The 15,777-nt window shown below is 61.9% G+C and carries 17 protein-coding genes; all 17 read left to right on the top strand.

Annotated features, from left to right (window positions below; all coding sequences use genetic code 11):
- Window positions 1-13: 13 nt before the first annotated feature.
- On the top strand, window positions 14-1,048 hold the full coding sequence (gene argC / locus DU505_RS06655) for an N-acetyl-gamma-glutamyl-phosphate reductase (protein WP_114478199.1): 1,035 nt from the start codon (window positions 14-16) through the stop codon (window positions 1,046-1,048).
- Window positions 1,049-1,290: 242 nt separating this feature from the next.
- Entirely contained in the window at window positions 1,291-1,644 is a 354-nt protein-coding gene (gene erpA, locus DU505_RS06650) for an iron-sulfur cluster insertion protein ErpA (protein WP_114478198.1), read from the top strand.
- A gap of 109 nt (window positions 1,645-1,753) precedes the next feature.
- Window positions 1,754-2,542, top strand: a complete 789-nt coding sequence (locus DU505_RS06645) for a transporter substrate-binding domain-containing protein (RefSeq protein WP_114478197.1) — start codon at window positions 1,754-1,756, stop codon at window positions 2,540-2,542.
- A 101-nt stretch (window positions 2,543-2,643) separates the two neighbouring features.
- Window positions 2,644-3,315 carry an amino acid ABC transporter permease gene (locus DU505_RS06640; RefSeq protein WP_114478196.1) on the top strand — a complete coding sequence of 224 codons (672 nt, stop codon included), beginning with the start codon at window positions 2,644-2,646 and terminating at the stop codon, window positions 3,313-3,315.
- A gap of 21 nt (window positions 3,316-3,336) precedes the next feature.
- Window positions 3,337-4,098: an amino acid ABC transporter ATP-binding protein gene (locus DU505_RS06635; protein WP_114478195.1), complete on the top strand. Its 762-nt coding sequence runs from the start codon at window positions 3,337-3,339 to the stop codon at window positions 4,096-4,098.
- Between the two features lie 542 nt (window positions 4,099-4,640).
- Window positions 4,641-6,536 carry a tRNA uridine-5-carboxymethylaminomethyl(34) synthesis enzyme MnmG gene (gene mnmG, locus DU505_RS06630; protein ID WP_114478194.1) on the top strand — a complete coding sequence of 632 codons (1,896 nt, stop codon included), beginning with the start codon at window positions 4,641-4,643 and terminating at the stop codon, window positions 6,534-6,536.
- Window positions 6,533-7,198, top strand: a complete 666-nt coding sequence (gene rsmG, locus DU505_RS06625) for a 16S rRNA (guanine(527)-N(7))-methyltransferase RsmG (protein ID WP_114478193.1) — start codon at window positions 6,533-6,535, stop codon at window positions 7,196-7,198. Before mnmG ends, rsmG begins: the two co-directional genes overlap by 4 nt.
- 28 nt (window positions 7,199-7,226) lie before the next feature.
- Window positions 7,227-7,997, top strand: a complete 771-nt coding sequence (locus tag DU505_RS06620; protein ID WP_114478192.1) for a ParA family protein — start codon at window positions 7,227-7,229, stop codon at window positions 7,995-7,997.
- Between the two features lie 52 nt (window positions 7,998-8,049).
- Window positions 8,050-8,964 (top strand): ParB/RepB/Spo0J family partition protein, encoded by a 915-nt coding sequence (locus tag DU505_RS06615; RefSeq protein WP_114478191.1) that lies wholly within the window; start codon window positions 8,050-8,052, stop codon window positions 8,962-8,964.
- A 207-nt stretch (window positions 8,965-9,171) separates the two neighbouring features.
- Window positions 9,172-9,576, top strand: coding sequence for an ATP synthase subunit I (locus DU505_RS06610; protein ID WP_114478190.1), 405 nt, complete (start codon window positions 9,172-9,174; stop codon window positions 9,574-9,576).
- A 12-nt stretch (window positions 9,577-9,588) separates the two neighbouring features.
- Window positions 9,589-10,416, top strand: a complete 828-nt coding sequence (gene atpB, locus DU505_RS06605) for a F0F1 ATP synthase subunit A (RefSeq protein WP_114478189.1) — start codon at window positions 9,589-9,591, stop codon at window positions 10,414-10,416.
- A gap of 70 nt (window positions 10,417-10,486) precedes the next feature.
- The gene (gene atpE, locus DU505_RS06600) at window positions 10,487-10,714 is read left to right on the top strand and encodes a F0F1 ATP synthase subunit C (protein WP_114478188.1); all 228 of its coding nucleotides are present in this window, start codon (window positions 10,487-10,489) and stop codon (window positions 10,712-10,714) included.
- Between the two features lie 73 nt (window positions 10,715-10,787).
- Entirely contained in the window at window positions 10,788-11,258 is a 471-nt protein-coding gene (locus DU505_RS06595; protein WP_114478187.1) for a F0F1 ATP synthase subunit B, read from the top strand.
- A 12-nt stretch (window positions 11,259-11,270) separates the two neighbouring features.
- Window positions 11,271-11,807 (top strand): F0F1 ATP synthase subunit delta, encoded by a 537-nt coding sequence (locus tag DU505_RS06590; RefSeq protein WP_114478186.1) that lies wholly within the window; start codon window positions 11,271-11,273, stop codon window positions 11,805-11,807.
- A 16-nt stretch (window positions 11,808-11,823) separates the two neighbouring features.
- Window positions 11,824-13,368: a F0F1 ATP synthase subunit alpha gene (gene atpA / locus DU505_RS06585; RefSeq protein WP_114478185.1), complete on the top strand. Its 1,545-nt coding sequence runs from the start codon at window positions 11,824-11,826 to the stop codon at window positions 13,366-13,368.
- 68 nt (window positions 13,369-13,436) lie between these two features.
- Window positions 13,437-14,318, top strand: a complete 882-nt coding sequence (atpG, locus tag DU505_RS06580; protein ID WP_114478184.1) for a F0F1 ATP synthase subunit gamma — start codon at window positions 13,437-13,439, stop codon at window positions 14,316-14,318.
- 64 nt (window positions 14,319-14,382) lie between these two features.
- Window positions 14,383-15,759, top strand: a complete 1,377-nt coding sequence (gene atpD / locus DU505_RS06575; protein WP_114478183.1) for a F0F1 ATP synthase subunit beta — start codon at window positions 14,383-14,385, stop codon at window positions 15,757-15,759.
- The last annotated feature ends 18 nt before the right edge of the window (window positions 15,760-15,777 follow it).

The raw sequence follows: 15,777 nt of genomic DNA, 5'->3' as shown, positions 1-15,777 counted from the left end.
AGAGGAGTCCATCGTGATCAAGGTCGGAATCGTCGGCGGCACCGGTTATACCGGCGTCGAATTGCTCAGGCTGATGGCCCAGCACCCCGATGTCGAGGTCGAGGCCATCACCTCGCGATCCGAGGCGGGCATGGGTGTCAGCGAGATGTACCCGAACCTGCGCGGCCATTACGACGACCTGGCCTTCAGCGTACCCGATGCCGAGCGGCTGGGAGCCTGCGATGCGGTGTTCTTCGCCACGCCTCACGGTGTGGCTCATGCACTGGCCGGGGAGCTACTGGCGAAGGGCACCCGTGTCATCGACCTCTCCGCGGATTTCCGCCTGCGTGACGCCGAGGAGTGGGCGAACTGGTACGGTCAGCCCCACGGCGCACCGGAACTGCTCGATGAAGCTGTCTATGGGCTGCCGGAAATGCATCGGGAGCGCATCCGCAAGGCGCGCCTGATCGCCGTGCCCGGCTGCTATCCCACCGCCGTGCAGCTTGGCCTGCTGCCGCTGCTCGAAGCCGGCTTGATCGATGTCGACCACATCATCGCCGACTGCAAATCCGGCGTCACCGGCGCCGGCCGGGGTGCCAAGGTGCCGTCACTGATGGCCGAGGCCAGCGAATCGATGAAGGCCTACGGCGCCGCCGGCCATCGCCACCTGCCGGAGATTCGCCAGGGTCTCGGCGACGCCGCCAGGGGGCCGGTGGGGCTGACCTTCGTGCCGCACCTGACGCCAATGATCCGCGGCATCCATGCAACCCTCTACGGCAAGCTGACCCGGGACCCCGGCGATCTGCAGAGCCTCTTCGAGTGCCGCTTTGCCGCCGAGCCCTTCGTCGACGTGATGCCGGCCGGCAGCCACCCGGAGACCCGCAGCGTCAAGGGAGCCAATGTCTGCCGCCTGGCGGTTCATCGTCCGGGCGACGGCGACACCGTGGTGGTACTGGCGGTGATCGACAACCTGGTCAAGGGGGCCTCCGGCCAGGCGATCCAGAACCTCAACCTGATGTTCGGATTCGACGAGCACGCAGGACTCGCGGCGCCGGCACTGATGCCCTGAACCGTGTAGCCTGATTAGTATGAATAGTTGACCCTTTTGCTAGGGATTAGGGATAATCCCCTGTTACCCATTCATTCAGCTCAAGGAAATGCTGAACAAATCGGCGAACGAGATGAAACGCAAGGCGCACGGAGCGCAAGAACCGGAGCATATGGGGTATATGTGAGGATTCTGAGCACCGCGCAACGCAGCGAATCGCTCGTGCAGCCATTTGAGCGGCGTTTCCACAGGGGAGGATGCCCATGAGCGGCGCAGAAACCTTCGTGCCCACTCCCATGATGCTCTCCGACAGTGCCAGAAAAAGGCTGCAGGCGCTCATCGCGGAGGAAGGCAAACCGGGACTCAAGCTGCGGGTCTACGTGACCGGTGGCGGCTGTTCGGGCTTCCAGTACGGTTTCGACTTCGCCGAGGATGTGGCGGAGGACGACGCCTTGATCGAGTTCGGTGAAGTGGCCCTGGTGGTCGACGAGCTCTCCTACCAGTATCTGGTCGGTTCCACCGTGGATTACGAAGAGGGCCTGGCCGGCGCCCGCTTCCTGGTCCAGAACCCCAACGCCACCACCACCTGCGGCTGCGGTGCTTCCTTCATGGTCTAGCCTGCCATCATTTTAGCGCTTTCTTCCTCTCCGACTTGACGCTTTTCGGGATTCTAACCATGTTGAATGGGGTGAATCCCATGAAAAACGTCCTATAACGGGGAGCTCAATGAAACGTTCTTGCTTCACTTCAGCCCGATTCAAGCAAACCCTCCTGGTCTCTTCCCTCGCGTTCGGCCTGGGTTTTTCCGCGGTCGCCCTGGCCGACAGACCCGTCGTCAAGGTGGTCACCGACCCCAGTTTCGTACCCTTCGAAATGCTGGATCCCGATACCGGTGAAATGATCGGTTTCGACATGGACATCATCAATGAGGTCGCCGACCGGGCCGGTTTCGAGGTCGACCTGACCACCATGGAGTTTGCCGGCATCATCCCGGCGGTACAGACCGGTAGCCAGGAAATCGCCATCGCCGGCGTCACCATCACCGAAGAGCGCGCCGAGATCGTCGACTTCTCGGACCCCTACTACGACTCCGGCCTGCAGATCATCGTGCGCGCCGAAAACGACAGCGTCGAGACCATAGAGGACCTCGAAGGGCTCTCTGTCGCCACCCGCATCGGCTCGACCAGCTACGACTTCCTGCAAGAGACCCTGGGCGACAGTGCAGACATCACCCCTTACCCGGGCAATAGCGACATGTACATGGCGCTGCTGGGGCGTAACGTGGACGCCGCCTTCTATGACGCCCCCAACGTCTCCTACTTCTCCCAGACCCGTGGCGAAGGCCGTACCAAGGTCGTCGGTCCCCTCTACGAAGGCCAGCAGTACGGTATCGTCTTCCACAAGGGCAGCCAGTGGGTCGAACCGGTGAACGAGGCCCTCGCCGAGATGCAGGAAGACGGCACCTACGACGAGATCTACCAGAAGTGGTTCGGCGAAGCCCCCGACGACGAATGATCCCCCAGGGCTGATCGGCCCATCCAGCGGGGCCGGGTGGCAAGACCCCCCGGCCCCGCCTGCGTCTACGTTTCAGCCTCTGCGTTTCTGGAGTGACACCCGTGGAAGTGACCTTTCAATTCGACTGGGCGGCAGCGTTCCGTTCGATCCCCCATCTTCTGCCAGGCATTCCCTGGACACTGCTGATCTCCTTCGGCGGACTGGCCATCGGCTTCTTCATCGGCATCTTCTTCGGCCTGTTGCGCATCAGCCCGATACGCTGGCTGCGCTGGCCCGCCATCCTCTATATCGAGGTGTTTCGCGGCACCCCCATCCTGGTTCAGGTGCTGTTCATCTTTTACGGCCTGCCCCAGCTTCTGGGAGGCCCCATCAATGCTCTCACCGCCGGTATCGCCGCCATTGCGGTGAACTCCGGTGCCTATATCTCGGAAGTGGTGCGCGGTGGCGTGCAATCCATCGAACGGGGGCAGCGGGAGGCTGGCCTCTCGCTCGGCCTGTCACGCAGCCAGGCATTTCGCTACATCATATGGCCCCAGGCGTTTCGGCGCATGATTCCGCCGTTAGGCAATCAGGGCATCATCAGCATCAAGGATACCTCGCTGTTCTCGGTGATCGGTGTCGGCGAACTGGTCCGCCAGGGCCAGATCTACATCGCCACGACCTTCACCGCCCTGGAGGTCTACTTCATGGTCGCATTGATGTATCTGGCCATCACCTGGAGCCTGTCCATCGCGTTGCGCATGCTCGAGCGCAAGGGCCTGGTCGGTCAATAAAGAGAAGCAAGGGAGCTTTGCATGACAGCGTCCACATCCGATCCCATCGTGCGCATGGAACGGGTCAACAAGCACTTCGGCGACCTGCATGTGCTGAAGGACATCAAACTGGCGATAAAGCCCGGCGAAGTCGTCGTCGTCATCGGCGCCAGTGGCTCCGGCAAGTCCACCCTGATTCGCTGTATCAACGGCCTGGAAGAATTCCAGCAGGGTCATATCGAGGTCGACGGCAACGAGCTGGTACCCGATGGAAAGAGTAGCAAGGCGCTGCAGCGGATTCGTACCGAAGTGGGTATGGTCTTCCAGCAATTCAACCTCTTTCCGCATCTCAGCGTGCTCGACAACGTGACCCTGGCCCCCATGAAGGTGCGCGGCTGGAACCGGGCGGATGCCACCGAGACGGCGGAAAGGCTGCTCAACAGGGTCGGTATCAGCGACCAGGCGTCCAAATACCCCAGCCAGCTGTCCGGTGGCCAGCAGCAGCGGGTTGCTCTGGCCCGGGCACTGGCCATGGAACCCCGGCTCATGCTGTTCGACGAACCCACCTCGGCACTCGACCCCGAGATGATCGGCGAGGTTCTCGATGCCATGCGTGAACTGGCCCGCGAGGGGATGACCATGATCATCGTGACCCACGAAATGGGTTTCGCCAGAGAAGTCGCCGACCGGGTGATCTTCATTGATCGAGGCGAGATCGTCGAGGAGGGACCGCCACAGCAGGTCTTCGATTCCCCTCGCAATGAGCGCACCCAGAGCTTTCTGTCGCGGGTGCTCAAGCACTGAATCTGCACAGCTTGCTTGATGAACGCGGTGAAAAAGGCCCTGTCGGGTTATCGACAGGGCCTTTTTCGGGCTGTGGATAAGATTTTTTCCGCAGGCTGACTTTTCGCTCTGCAAGCCCCATCGCAGGGGCATAGACTCATCATCGATGAGCTTGTTCACAGCCATGGTGACAAGGCGGGTAGCCGCCGGTGGACAAGCGGTGCAGGATCTCGCTTGTGCGTAACCTGCCATTTCATCCACAGCCTCGCCACCGGTAACCCTCAGGAGACGCGCCGCTTCTCACGGCACTAGTCAACAATTCAATGTGTTGAAAAATGGTGACTTTATTTAGTTACCCACAGATTTTGTCCACACTAGTAGTAACAACATCAACAGAACTACCTTTAAATCATTCTATTTATTTTATAGAAATACCGAAGAACGAGCTCTCTCGACGGACCCCGTGTGGAAAACCCCTGACGCTTACCCACAGGAGGTTTATACTGCCAGGCTGATTTTCATCCCTTACGCAATATCCGCGCATAAGCGCAACGAGGTGTACCTTGGATTACCCCGACCGCTTTGACGTCATCGTCATCGGCGGCGGCCATGCGGGAACCGAAGCCGCTCTGGCCTCCGCTCGCATGGGCTGTCAGACCCTGTTGCTGACCCACAACATCGAAACCCTGGGGCAGATGTCCTGTAATCCCGCCATCGGCGGGATCGGCAAGAGTCATCTGGTCAAGGAAATCGATGCCCTGGGCGGCGCCATGGGCTTGGCTACCGATCGGGGCGGTATCCAGTTTCGTGTGCTCAACGCGCGAAAGGGCCCCGCGGTGAGGGCGACAAGAGCCCAGGCTGATCGGGTGCGCTACAAGGCCGCCATTCGTGGCATGCTGGAAAATCAGCCCAATCTGACGCTGTTCCAGCAGGCCGCCGGTGACCTGATCGTCGACAACGACACCGTACGTGGCGTGGTAACAGAAACCGGCATCCGTTTCCTCGGCGAAACGGTGGTGCTCTGCACAGGGACCTTTCTCGGCGGCGTAATCCATATCGGTCTCGACCAGAGCCGCGGGGGTCGCGCCGGAGATCCACCCTCCAATGCCCTGGCCCAGCGGCTGCGGGCACTTCCTTTCCGGGTTGATCGTCTCAAGACCGGAACGCCGCCGCGACTCGATGCCAAGAGCGTCGATTTCTCGATACTCGAGGAGCAGCCCGGTGATACACCGACCCCGGTGATGTCCTACCTGGGAAGTCGCGAGATGCATCCGCGGCAGGTGAGCTGCCACATCGCCCATACCAACGAACGCACCCACGAGATCATCCTGGCCAACCTCGATCGTTCGCCGATGTATTCCGGGGTGATCGAAGGGGTCGGGCCGCGCTATTGCCCCTCGATCGAGGACAAGTTTCACCGCTTTGCCGACAAGGCGAGTCACCAGATATTCATCGAGCCGGAAGGGCTCGACACCAATGAGCTCTATCCCAACGGGATCTCCACCTCGCTGCCCTTCGACGTGCAACTGCAGGTCGTGCGCTCGATTCACGGGCTGGAAAACGCCCATGTCACCCGGCCCGGGTACGCCATCGAATACGATTTCTTCGATCCCCGTGACTTGAAGCACTCGCTGGAAACGAAATTTATCCACAACCTGTTCTTCGCCGGGCAGATCAACGGTACCACCGGCTACGAAGAGGCCGGCGCCCAGGGCCTGTTGGCGGGACTCAACGCCGCACGTCGGGCCAGGGAGTTGGACGCCTGGTGGCCACGCCGCGACGAGGCCTACCTGGGTGTGCTGGTGGACGACCTCATCACCATGGGCACGAAAGAGCCCTACCGCATGTTCACCTCCCGGGCCGAATATCGGCTGCTGCTGCGTGAGGACAATGCCGACCTGCGCCTCACCGAGACCGGTCGCGGACTCGGCCTGGTCGACGATATCCGCTGGGCGGCTTTCACCACCAAGCGGGAGGCGATCGAGCGCGAAAGCGCCCGGTTCGCGGCAACCTGGGTGCAGCCCGGCACCGCCGCTGCCGAGGCCATCGCCGAGAAGACTGGCAAGGCGCTTTCGCGTGAGTATTCTCTGATGGACTTGCTCAAGCGCCCCGAACTGGGCTATGACGATCTCGCCGACATGGACGGAGAGCCGGTGGTAGACGAGGCGGTGGCCGAACAGGTGCAGATCCAGGCCAAGTACAAGGGCTACATCGACCGCCAGCAGGACGAGATCGACCGGCTCAAGCGCCACGAAGCGACGCCGCTGCCGGCCGAGCTCGATTATGACCGGGTCGAAGGGCTCTCTCACGAGATTCGTCAGAAACTCGGTGACGCACGACCGGCCACGCTGGCCCAGGCGTCACGAATTTCCGGTGTTACCCCGGCGGCTGTTTCCATCCTGCTGATTCACTTGAAGAAGCGTCGACTGCTCGATGACAGCCGGGTGGCCAACGGATGACGACGGCCTCGACCACAGCGGTAGAAACGCATCTCGATCAGGGCCTCGACGCCTTGGGCATAGTCGCAACGGCGGCTCAGCGCAAGCAGCTGCTGGACCTGGTGGGGTTGTTGCACAAGTGGAATCGCGCCTATAACCTCACCGCGATACGCTCACCCGAGGAAATGGTGGCCAAGCACCTGCTCGACAGTGCCGCCGTGCTGCCTTTCGTGACCGACGAACCACTGCTCGACGTGGGGTCGGGGGCGGGGCTTCCCGGGCTCGTGTTGGCGATCCTCAAGCCCCGGCTTGCGGTCACGCTGCTCGACAGCAACGGCAAGAAAGTGCGGTTTCAGCGTCAGGCGGTGATGGAACTCGGACTCGGCAACGTCACGCCGGTTCAGGCCCGGGTCGAGTCCTTCGAACCTCCCGCGGGTGGCTATGCCCAGGTCGTCTCCCGGGCCTTTGCCAGTCTCGGCGACTTCGTGTCGCTGACCCGACACCTGCCTTCGCCCACGGGGCGCTGGCTGGCGATGAAGGGGCCGGCTGTGGATGACGAGCTGAACGGGCTGCCCGACGCGGTGGTGATACGTGAGCGTCATGGACTGACGGTACCCTTCACGACAGGAGACCGTCAGTTGCTGATCGTCGAGCGATCCGATTCCAACCCTGGCCGCCGGTGAGCGTGCCATCGACGCAAGGATGTCGCCCGTGACCCAGATAATCGCCTTGACCAACCAGAAAGGCGGCGTGGGGAAGACCACCACCGCCGTCAACCTGGCCGCCAGCCTGGCGGCGCTGGATCGTCGCGTACTGCTGGTCGACCTGGACCCGCAGGGTCATGCCACCATGGGCAGCGGCATCGACAAGCACAGCCTGGAGGGCAGCGTTCTGGACATGCTGCTGGGAGACAAGAGCGCACTGGAAGTGATGCTCGACTGCCCAGCGGCCGGCTATGCCCTGCTGCCGGGCAACGGTGATCTCACCGCCGCCGAGGTGGAACTGCTCGATCGCCCCGAAGGGCGCGAGCGCTGCCTGATCGAAGCCCTGAAACCGGTGGCCGGTGAATACGACGTGGTGCTGATCGACTGTCCTCCGTCGCTTAACATGCTCACGGTCAACGCCTTGACCGCGGCCGATGGCGTGCTGATTCCCCTGCAGTGTGAATTCTATGCCCTGGAGGGCCTCTCGGCGCTGCTCGATACCGTAGAGCAGATCAAGGATCGGGTGAATCCGGGGCTGGCCATCTACGGCATCCTGCGCACCATGTTCGACTCGCGCAACAGCCTCACCCGTGACGTCAGCAAGCAGTTGCGAGACTATTTCGGCGAAACTCTGCTCAAGACCACCATTCCGCGTAACGTCCGCGTGGCCGAGGCACCGAGCCATGGGTTGCCGGTGACCAAGTATGCTCGCTTCTCGCGAGGCAGCCAGGCCCACCGGGTACTGGCCAAGGAGCTGATACGCCGGCTGTCGCTGTAACTCGGTGGTACCACTGCCGTAACCTGCTCGTTGTGATGATGAGGGATTATAAATGACGCGAAAACGCGCCCTGGGCCGCGGCCTGGATGCCCTGATCGGTGCCGGTGCCCGTCGCCGCGAGAGCCTCGAGCTGCCCGAGGTCGAGATCCAGGCCTTCGAGGAAGGTGAGGCACCGCCCGTAGCGATCGCCGAGGACCGCCTCGAGCGACTGCCGCTGGGCCAGCTTTCCCGTGGCAAGTATCAGCCACGCCGGGACATTCAGCCCGAGGCGCTGGAAGAGCTCGCCGACTCGATCCGTGCCCAGGGGGTCATGCAGCCCATTGTGGTGCGGCCCATCGGCGAGGCGCGCTACGAGATCATTGCCGGGGAGCGTCGCTGGCGTGCGGCCCAGCTGGCGGAGCTCGACACCATTCCAGCGGTGATCCGTGAAGTCACCGACGAGGTGGCCCTGGCCCTGGCGCTGATCGAGAACATCCAGCGTGAGGATCTCAATCCCGTCGAGGAAGCCATGGCGCTCAAACGGCTGCTCGACGAGTTTGCGCTGACCCAGCAACAGGTTGCGGACGCCGTCGGGCGTTCCCGTGCCCAGGTGGCCAACCTGCTGCGTCTCTTGACGCTGGATCCGGAAGTGCAGACCCTGCTCGAACGCGGTGACCTGGACATGGGGCATGCCCGGGCTCTGCTGGCGCTCTCCGGTGCCAGGCAGCGCAAGGCCGCCCATGAGGTGGTCAACAAGGACCTGACGGTTCGCGATACCGAAGCGCTGGTCAAGCGCCTGGTGAACGGCGAACCGACGAAGACCGAGTCGACCGCGACCAGCCCCGATGTGGCTCGCCTCGAGACCCGGCTTGGCGAAGTGCTCGGAGCGCCGGTCAAGATCCAGCACGGACGCGGTGGCAAGGGGCGAGTCACGATCCGCTATTCGAGCCTGGATGAGCTCGACGGCATTCTGGAACACATTCGCTAGACGCCGTGACGGCACCGAACCGGGGTGCAGGTGTCGACAATCCTTGCACCTTTGGTCGCAAAGTCGCACCATTCGGCAGCAAAAGAGCGTTGTTCGGTTGAAGGCCCAGAGGCGCTTCCCTATAATCCGCCGTTGTTTGCCTGAGTGTCATGCTCGGTACAGCCGGCACCCGGACCCTGCCAAGGCAGGGCAGGATATGTCGACAGGATGCACAGACACGTTGCCACAAGGCGCCGGCGCCCGGATTTCACCCGCCTGTTCCTGGCTCAGGGTCTGGCTACCCTGATCGTCGCGTTGCTGGCCGGGCTGCGGCATGGCCACGAGGGGGTGCTGTCTGCCCTGCTCGGCGGTATGGTCAGCCTGGTACCCACGCTGTATTTCGTCTGGCGTGGCTTGCGCATCCGGGGCGGCCGCCGCCCGCGGGCCAGCGTGATGAATCTCTATCAGGCAGCGTTGGGCAAGTTCGGTTTGACGGTAGCACTGTTCGTGATCGTCTTCGTCACAGTGCCCCCCTCAAACCCGGCTTTTTTCTTTGTCGCATATGTGGTGGCTCAACTCATGCACTGGCTTGCACCCTGGCTCTTGCGTGACCGGCCGACCCACCGAACCTGAGGTAAGCAGCGTATGGCAGCAGGTAACGAAGTTACGGCTACGTATTACATCCAGCACCATCTACAAAACCTGACCTTCGGCCGGCACCCCGAGAACGGCTGGTCGTTCGCCCACTCCTCGGCCGAAGCCTCCGAGATGGGTTTCTGGGCCATCCACGTGGATACCATGGGTTGGTCTATCGCCATGGGTCTGCTGTTCATCTGGTTGTTCCGCAAGGCGGGGCGCATGGCCACCACCGGCGTCCCCGGTGGGCTGCAGAACGCTGTCGAGATGGTGATCGAATTCATCGAGGGACTGGTACGTTCCGCTTTCCATGGCAAGAACCCCATCATTGCACCGCTCGCGCTGACGCTGTTCGTCTGGATCCTGCTGATGAACACGCTGAAGATCATCCCGGTCGACTACTTCCCACAGCTCTTCGCGCGTCTCGGCGTCGAGTACATGAAGATCGTGCCGACTACGGACGTCAATGCGACGCTGGGCATGGCACTTGGGGTCTTCTGCCTGATTATCTACTACAGTCTCAAGGTCAAGGGCGTCGGCGGCTTCGCCAAGGAACTCTCCCTGACTCCGTTCAACCACTGGCTGTTGATTCCCTTCAACCTGTTGCTGGAAGTGATCGGCCTGCTGGTCAAGCCCTTCAGCCTCGCCATGCGTCTATTCGGCAACATGTTCGCCGGTGAGGTGATCTTCATCCTGATCGCGCTGCTGCCGTTCTGGGCCATCTGGCTGCTGGATGTGCCCTGGGCCATCTTCCATATCCTGGTGGTCACGCTGCAAGCCTTCATATTCACAGTGCTGACCGTCGTCTACCTGAGCGCCGCTCACGAGCACCACTGAACCGAGCAACGTTTGCAATCCCCTTAACCCAAACCCACTGAACCTCAACTCACGTACTAGGAGTATCATCATGGAAATGGTCTACCTTGCAGCCGCCATCATCATCGGTCTGGGCGCTCTGGCTACCGGCATCGGCTTCGCCATCCTGGGTGGCAAGCTGCTCGAGTCCACTGCCCGCCAGCCCGAGCTGGGCGACCAGCTGCAGACCAAGACCTTCATCATGGCCGGCCTGCTCGACGCCGTGCCGATGATCGGTGTCGGTATCGCGATGTACCTGATCTTCGTCGTTGCCGGTTAATGATCCTGCCGGGCGCTGAGGCGCTCGGTTTGCTCGTTTCCGGTTGCCACGAACCCGTCAGAGGTACATACCCGTGAATATCAACATGACGCTTATCGGGCAGACGATCGCCTTCGCGATCTTTGTCTGGTTCTGCATCAAGTACGTGTGGCCGCCGATCAGCACTGCGCTTCACGAGCGCCAGAAGAGAATCGCCGACGGCCTCGACGCAGCCAGCCGGGCTTCCCGCGACCTCGAGCTTGCTCAAGAGCAGGCAGCGCAGACGCTGCGTGAGAGCAAGGAGCAGGCCTCCCAGATTCTCGAGCAGGCGAACAAGCGCTCGGCGCAGATTGTCGAGGAAGCTCGTGAGCAGGCTCGTGCCGAAGGAGAGCGCCTGGTAGCCGGTGCCCGCGCCGAGATCGATCAGGAAATCAATCGCGCCAAGGAAGAGCTTCGCGCCCAGGTGGCCTCGCTTGCCATCGTTGGTGCCGAGCGTGTTCTGGAAGCCTCCATCGACGAACAGGCACACCGCAAGCTGCTCGACAAGCTTGCTGCCGAACTGTGAAGGAGGTGACCCATGGCGGAAACGTCTACTGTCGCACGACCTTATGCCAGGGCTGCGTTCGAGCATGCTCGGGACCACAAGGTGCTTGAAGCCTGGTCCGACATGCTGCTCAAGCTGGGCCAGGTCGTCGCGGAGCGTGAAGCACAGAAATTGCTGGCGAGCCCCAAGATTGCCACTGATCGCAAGGTCGATATTGTGATAGAGCTAGCCGACATCAGCGTTGATGACGCTGGTCGCCGGTTCCTCGAAGCCCTGGGTGGCAAGGGGCGGCTGTCGGCTTTAGGTGCTATCGCCGAGCAATTCGAACGCCTGCGCGCCAACCACGAGAAGCGTATCGACGTCATCGTGGTCACCGCCTATGCGCTCGACGACAAGCAGCAGAACAAGCTCTCCGGCGCGCTCAAGAAGCGGCTGAATCGCGAAATCTCCATTACCACTCAGGTGGATCCGAAGCTTCTCGGAGGCGTCGTCCTGCGCGCCGGCGATACCGTCATTGACGGGTCGGTGCGTGGTCGACTGAATCGCCTCTCTGAAGCCCTTATCGCCTGAGTCTGAGGGACATGGCATGCAGCAATTGAATCCTTCCGAGATCAGCGACATCATCAAGCAGCGTATCGAAAAGCTGGATGTCGCATCCGAAGCCCGTAACCAGGGCACCATCGTCAGCGTCTCCGACGGCATCGTGAAAATTCACGGCCTCGAAGAGGCGATGTTCGGTGAAATGATCGAATTCCCCGGCAACATCTTCGGCATGGTGCTCAACCTGGAGCGCGACTCCGTAGGCGCCGTGGTACTGGGCGACTACCTGCAGCTGGAAGAGGGCATGACCGCCAGCTGTACCGGTCGCATCCTCGAGGTGCCGGTGGGCCCCGAACTGGTCGGCCGCGTGGTCGACCCGCTGGGCAACCCCATCGACGGCAAGGGCGAGATCGACGCCAAGATGACCGACGCGGTGGAAAAGGTCGCCCCTGGCGTCATCACCCGTCAGTCGGTGGACGAGCCGATCCAGACCGGCCTCAAGTCCATCGACGCCATGGTGCCGATCGGCCGCGGTCAGCGTGAGCTGATCATCGGCGACCGCCAGATCGGTAAGTCTGCCATCGCCGTCGACGCCATCATCAACCAGAAAGGCAAGGGCGTCACCTGTATCTACGTTGCCATCGGTCAGAAGCAGTCGACCATTGCCAACGTGGTGCGCAAGCTCGAAGAGCACGGTGCCATGGAGCACACCATCGTGGTCGCCGCCGGCGCCGCCGATCCGGCCCCGATGCAGTTCCTGGCGCCCTATGCCGGCTGTACCATGGGCGAGTATTTCCGCGACCGCGGCCAGGACGCCCTGATCGTCTATGACGATCTGACCAAGCAGGCGTGGGCCTACCGTCAGGTATCCCTGCTGCTGCGTCGTCCGCCGGGCCGCGAAGCCTACCCGGGTGACGTCTTCTATCTCCACTCGCGTCTGCTCGAGCGTGCCGCTCGCGTCAATGTCGAGTACGTCGAGAAGTTCACCAACGGTGAAGTGACCGGCAAGACCGGTTCCCTGACTGCACTGCCGATCATCGAGACCCAGGGCGGCGACGTCTCCGCGTTTGTTCCGACCAACGTGATCTCGATCACCGACGGTCAGATCTTCCTCGAGACCGATCTGTTCAACGCGGGTGTCCGTCCGGCCATCAACGCCGGTCTGTCGGTATCGCGCGTCGGTGGTGCTGCCCAGACCAAGATCATCAAGAAGCTGGGTGGCGGTGTGCGTCTGGCACTGGCCCAGTATCGCGAGCTGGCGGCCTTCTCGCAGTTCGCCTCCGATCTGGACGAAGCGACCCGCAAGCAGCTTGAGCACGGTCAGCGCGTCACCGAGCTGATGAAGCAGAAACAGTACTCGCCGCTGTCCGTGGCCGAGATGGGGGTGTCTCTGTACGCCGCCAACGAAGGCTTCCTGGATGACGTGGACGTCAGCAAGGTGCTGGACTTCGAGCGTGCCCTGCACGATTACATGAAGTCCGAACATGCCGAGCTGCTCGATCAGATCAACCAGACCGGCGACTACAGCAAAGAGATCCAGGAAAGCTTGAAGTCTGGTCTCGAGAAGTTCAAGGCCACTCAGAGCTGGTAATTCCGCCGGCCCACCCCGGCGGGTGGGCCCTGGACATCTTCTGAGGGTCAAGAACGAGGTAGATCGCTATGGCAGCTGCAAAAGAGATACGCACCCAGATCGGGAGCATCAAGAATACGCAGAAGATCACCAGCGCCATGGAAATGGTGGCTGCATCCAAGATGCGTAAGGCACAAGATCTGATGAGGGCCAGCCAGCCCTATGCCCGTCAGATCCGCAACGTCGTGAGCCATATTGCCGACGCCAACCCCGAGTACCGTCATGAGTACATGATCGAGCGTGACGCGAAGCGGGTCGGCTATATCGTGGTCTCCACCGACCGCGGCCTGTGCGGCGGCCTGAACGTCAACCTGTTCAAGGCCGTGCTCAGGGATGCCAGGGCATGGCGCGACAAGGGGGCAGAGCTCGATTTCTGCGCCCTGGGCAGCAAGGCCAGCGGCTTCTTCAAGAGCTACGGGGGCAACCTGGTGGCGGCGAAGAGCGGGCTGGGCGAGTCGCCCGAGGTCGAGGATCTGATCGGTAGCGTCAAGGTCATGCTGGATGCGTATGACGAGGGGCGCCTGGATCGGCTCTACGTGGTGTACAACGAGTTCGTCAACACCATGACGCAGAAGCCGGTGGTCAGGCAGATATTGCCCCTGTCTCCCGATATGGGAGCGGATACGCATGATGAAGACAACAAGCGTCCCGGTAGCTGGGACTACCTGTATGAGCCGGATGCCAAGGCGCTGCTCGATAGTCTGCTGGTTCGTTTCATCGAATCGCAGGTCTATCAGTCGGTGGTCGAGAATGGCGCCTGCGAACAGGCAGCGCGAATGATCGCGATGAAGAGCGCCACTGACAACGCCGGCGGTCTGATCGACGACCTGGAGATGGTGTACAACAAGGCCCGCCAGGCCGCCATCACCCAGGAAATCTCCGAGATCGTCGGTGGCGCCGCCGCCGTATAGCGCCAGGGGAGGGTAGCCCTCCCGGCATGCAGGTTTCATTTTCAGGTATTTGAGAGGAACCAAGATGAGCGGACGTATCGTACAAATCATCGGCGCGGTGATTGACGTAGAGTTTCCGCGGGACGATGTTCCCAAGGTCTACGACGCGCTGAAGGTCTCGACTGCCGAGACAGTGCTCGAAACCCAGCAGCAGCTGGGCGACGGCGTGGTGCGCACCATCGCCATGGGCTCCACCGAGGGCCTCAAGCGTGGCATGGAGGTCATCAACACCGGTGCTGCCATCTCCGTGCCCGTGGGCAAGGAGACGCTGGGTCGCATCATGAACGTACTCGGCGAGCCGATCGACGAAGCGGGTGACATCGGTGAGGCCGAGCGCATGCCGATCCACCGCAAGCCCCCGACCTATGCCGAGCAGGCGGCTTCCAACGAGCTGCTCGAGACCGGCATCAAGGTCATCGACCTGGTCTGCCCGTTCGCCAAGGGCGGCAAGGTCGGCCTGTTCGGCGGCGCCGGCGTGGGCAAGACGGTCAACATGATGGAACTGATCCGCAACATCGCCACCGAGCACAGCGGTTACTCGGTGTTCGCCGGTGTCGGTGAGCGTACCCGTGAGGGTAACGACTTCTATCATGAGATGACCGAGTCCAACGTTATCGACAAGGTATCGCTGGTCTACGGTCAGATGAACGAGCCCCCCGGCAACCGTCTGCGCGTGGCCCTGACCGGCCTGACCATCGCCGAGAAGTTCCGCGATGAAGGCCGCGACGTGCTGCTGTTCGTCGACAACATCTACCGTTACACCCTGGCCGGCACCGAGGTATCCGCACTGCTGGGCCGTATGCCCTCTGCGGTAGGCTACCAGCCGACCCTGGCCGAGGAGATGGGCGTTCTGCAGGAGCGTATCACCTCCACCAAGACCGGCTCGATCACTTCCGTACAGGCCGTCTACGTGCCCGCGGACGACTTAACCGACCCGTCGCCGGCGACCACCTTCTCGCACCTGGACGCCACCGTGGTACTGGCGCGCTCCATCGCCGAGCTGGGTATCTATCCGGCCATCGATCCGCTGGACTCCACCTCGCGTCAGTTGGATCCGCTGGTCGTCGGTGAAGAGCACTACAACACCGCACGCGGTGTGCAGAACGTGCTGCAGCGTTACAAGGAGCTCAAGGACATCATCGCGATCCTGGGCATGGACGAGCTGTCCGACGAGGACAAGCTGGCCGTGTCACGGGCGCGCAAGATCCAGCGCTTCCTGTCGCAGCCGTTCTTCGTTGCCGAGGTGTTCACCGGTTCTCCGGGCAAGTACGTGTCGCTGAAGGACACCATCCGTGGTTTCCAGGGCATTCTCGGTGGCGAATACGATGATCTGCCGGAGCAGGCCTTCTACATGGTGGGCAGCATTGACGAGGCCGTCGAGAAAGCCAACCAGATGAAGTAAGGCCGTCCACCAGGGGGA

This window comes from Billgrantia montanilacus (assembly GCF_003336675.1).
Lineage (GTDB): Bacteria > Pseudomonadota > Gammaproteobacteria > Pseudomonadales > Halomonadaceae > Halomonas > Halomonas montanilacus.
Note: the sequence above shows the minus strand (reverse complement) of the source record. Positions and strands in the feature narration are given on the sequence as shown.

What these genes read in the sequence shown, in the direction of transcription:
- erpA (WP_114478198.1), top strand. Translation starts at nt 1,291, where the DNA reads ATGAGCGGCGCAGAAACCTTCGTGCCCACTCCCATGATGCTCTCCGAC.
- DU505_RS06645 (WP_114478197.1), top strand. Translation starts at nt 1,754, where the DNA reads ATGAAACGTTCTTGCTTCACTTCAGCCCGATTCAAGCAAACCCTCCTG.
- DU505_RS06635 (WP_114478195.1), top strand. Translation starts at nt 3,337, where the DNA reads ATGACAGCGTCCACATCCGATCCCATCGTGCGCATGGAACGGGTCAAC.
- rsmG (WP_114478193.1), top strand. Translation starts at nt 6,533, where the DNA reads ATGACGACGGCCTCGACCACAGCGGTAGAAACGCATCTCGATCAGGGC.
- DU505_RS06615 (WP_114478191.1), top strand. Translation starts at nt 8,050, where the DNA reads ATGACGCGAAAACGCGCCCTGGGCCGCGGCCTGGATGCCCTGATCGGT.
- DU505_RS06610 (WP_114478190.1), top strand. Translation starts at nt 9,172, where the DNA reads ATGCACAGACACGTTGCCACAAGGCGCCGGCGCCCGGATTTCACCCGC.
- atpB (WP_114478189.1), top strand. Translation starts at nt 9,589, where the DNA reads ATGGCAGCAGGTAACGAAGTTACGGCTACGTATTACATCCAGCACCAT.
- atpE (WP_114478188.1), top strand. Translation starts at nt 10,487, where the DNA reads ATGGAAATGGTCTACCTTGCAGCCGCCATCATCATCGGTCTGGGCGCT.
- DU505_RS06590 (WP_114478186.1), top strand. Translation starts at nt 11,271, where the DNA reads ATGGCGGAAACGTCTACTGTCGCACGACCTTATGCCAGGGCTGCGTTC.
- atpA (WP_114478185.1), top strand. Translation starts at nt 11,824, where the DNA reads ATGCAGCAATTGAATCCTTCCGAGATCAGCGACATCATCAAGCAGCGT.
- atpG (WP_114478184.1), top strand. Translation starts at nt 13,437, where the DNA reads ATGGCAGCTGCAAAAGAGATACGCACCCAGATCGGGAGCATCAAGAAT.
- atpD (WP_114478183.1), top strand. Translation starts at nt 14,383, where the DNA reads ATGAGCGGACGTATCGTACAAATCATCGGCGCGGTGATTGACGTAGAG.